Source organism: Acidovorax cavernicola, assembly GCF_003581445.1.
In genome coordinates, this window is the sequence record NZ_QXMN01000151.1 from 1 (window position 1) to 2,180 (window position 2,180).

At 66.3% G+C, this 2,180-nt stretch carries 2 protein-coding genes; both read right to left on the minus strand.

Features of this window, described 5'->3' with window-relative positions; genetic code table 11:
• Positions 1-53: 53 nt before the first annotated feature.
• Entirely contained in the window at positions 54-1,004 is a 951-nt protein-coding gene (gene tilS, locus D3H34_RS31870; RefSeq protein WP_119558787.1) for a tRNA lysidine(34) synthetase TilS, read from the minus strand.
• A gap of 87 nt (positions 1,005-1,091) precedes the next feature.
• Positions 1,092-2,069: an acetyl-CoA carboxylase carboxyltransferase subunit alpha gene (locus D3H34_RS31875; RefSeq protein WP_119558788.1), complete on the minus strand. Its 978-nt coding sequence runs from the start codon at positions 2,067-2,069 to the stop codon at positions 1,092-1,094.
• Between the last annotated feature and the right edge of the window lie 111 nt (positions 2,070-2,180).

Consider the following 2,180-nt stretch of genomic DNA (forward strand, 5'->3'; position numbering starts at 1 on the left):
GAATAGGGGCGTTTTGGCGCGCCAGCGGTTTTCGTACAAAAGTAGACCAAAACTCAGGGATTGTACCAACCGAGCAGCGCCCCTGTTCTCACCACAAACCCGCGCCCCAACTTGAGACGGATTTGGTGGCCGCGCGTGGTGCAGGCCGCGACCTGGCGCAGCAGCTCTTCGAGCTGGGCTGCGGCCGGCGTGGTCGCATGCGCAACACGAAGCCAGTGGCGCAGCAGGTTGGCCTGGCGGGCGGCGCTCAAGGCCTGCAAGGCCGCGATGCGCGGCGGGTTGCCCACCGCCGCGAGATCGCTTTCGGCGACTTCCTGCAGCAGTTCGGCGGCCTGGGCGCAGTGCCGGCTGCTGCGCGCAAAGGTGTCGCGAAATTGCGGGAATGCGGCCTGCAGTTGGGGCAGCAATTGCGCGCGGATGCGGTTGCGCGTGAAGCGCTGGTCGGCATTGCTCGGGTCTTCGATCCAGTCCTGCTGGCGCGCCGCGAGCCAGTCGCGCAGCGCCGCGCCATCGACTTGCAGCAGCGGCCGCAGCCAGGTCAGTCCCAGCCGCTGCCATTGCGCCGGCATGGCCGCGAGCCCGGCGACACCCGCGCCGCGCGACAGCGCGAGCAGCAGGGTTTCGACCTGGTCATCGGCATGCTGGGCCAGCGCGATCGCGGCCATGGGACGGCCGGGCCAGGCATGCAAGGCCGCATCGGCGAGCGCCGCATAGCGGCTTTGGCGCGCGGCGTCTTCGGGGCTCTGGCCGGACGCATGGCGCGCATCGACGCGGCACACCGCGAGCGGCACCTCCAGGCGCGCGCACAGCGCTTCGCACTGGGCCACAAAGCCGTCGGCCGCGCTCTGCAGGCCGTGGTGCACATGGATCGCATGCACCTGGCCCGGCCAGCGCTGGGCGCAGGCCAGCAGCAGCGCCGTCGAGTCGGCGCCACCGCTGAACGCCACGGCCAGCGGCAGCGGCGGCGCGCAGGCGGCCATGGCGGCATCGAGCGACTGGGTCATGCTTTCCTTTCCTGGTCAGGCCCGGCAACGGCAAACGGCTCCCACAGGAGCCGTTTGTGCGTTTGCTGGTGCCGGATGGGCTTGCGCTCAGCGGTTCTCGGCCTTGGTATCCGAGAAGCGGCCGTAGCTTTGCAGGCGGTCGTAGCGGCGGTCCTGCAGCTCCTTGGGACTCAGGTCGGCGAGCTGGCGATAGGCATCGCCGAGCGCACGCTTGAGCAAGGTCGCCATCTGCTTGGGATCGCGGTGCGCGCCACCGACGGGCTCGCTGACGATCTTGTCGACCAGGCCCAGCGCCTTGAGGCGCAGCGCGGTGATGCCCATGGCCGAAGCGGCTTCTTCCGCCTTTTCGCCGGTCTTCCACAGAATCGACGCGCAGCCTTCGGGGCTGATCACCGAGTAGACCGAGTATTGCAGCATCAGCACCTGGTCGGCGACGCTGATCGCCAGCGCGCCGCCCGAGCCGCCTTCACCGATGACGGTGGAGATGATCGGCGTCTGCAGCTGCGCCATTTCATAGATGTTGCGGCCGATGGCTTCGGACTGGCTGCGCTCCTCGGCGTCGATGCCGGGGAATGCGCCCGGCGTGTCGACGAACGTGAACACCGGCAGCTTGAACTTCTCGGCGGTCTTCATAAGGCGCAGGGCCTTGCGATAGCCTTCGGGGCGCGTCATGCCGAAGTTGCGCAGCGTGCGCTCCTTGGTGTCACGGCCTTTCTGGTGACCGATGACCATGCAGGGCTGGCCGTTGAAGCGCGCCAGGCCGCCGACGATCGACTGATCGTCCGCGAAGTGGCGGTCGCCGTGCATCTCGACGAAATCGGTGAAGATTTCGCGCACATAGTCGAGCGTGTAGGGACGCTCGATGTGGCGCGCGATCTTGGTGATCTGCCAGGGGCTCAGATCACTGTAGATGTCGCGTGTGAGCTGCAGGCTCTTCTTGCTCAGCTGGTCGATCTCTTCCGAGATGTCGACAGCACTTTCGGTCTGCACGTAGCGCAGTTCTTCGATTTTGGATTCGAGCTCGGCAATCGGATGCTCAAAATCCAGGAAATTCTTTTTCGCCAATGTTTTTCTCCTTGTCCCGGCCTTGGGCTGAGGGCCTTGGGTGTATCAATAGGCCACCGGCAGCGGGTCGAGCGATCGCCAAATATACCAAGTCGCGACACTGCACCAGGG

Excerpts from the sequence above, each read along its gene's own strand:
- tilS (WP_119558787.1), bottom strand. The coding sequence starts at position 1,004 with ATGACCCAGTCGCTCGATGCCGCCATGGCCGCCTGCGCGCCGCCGCTG.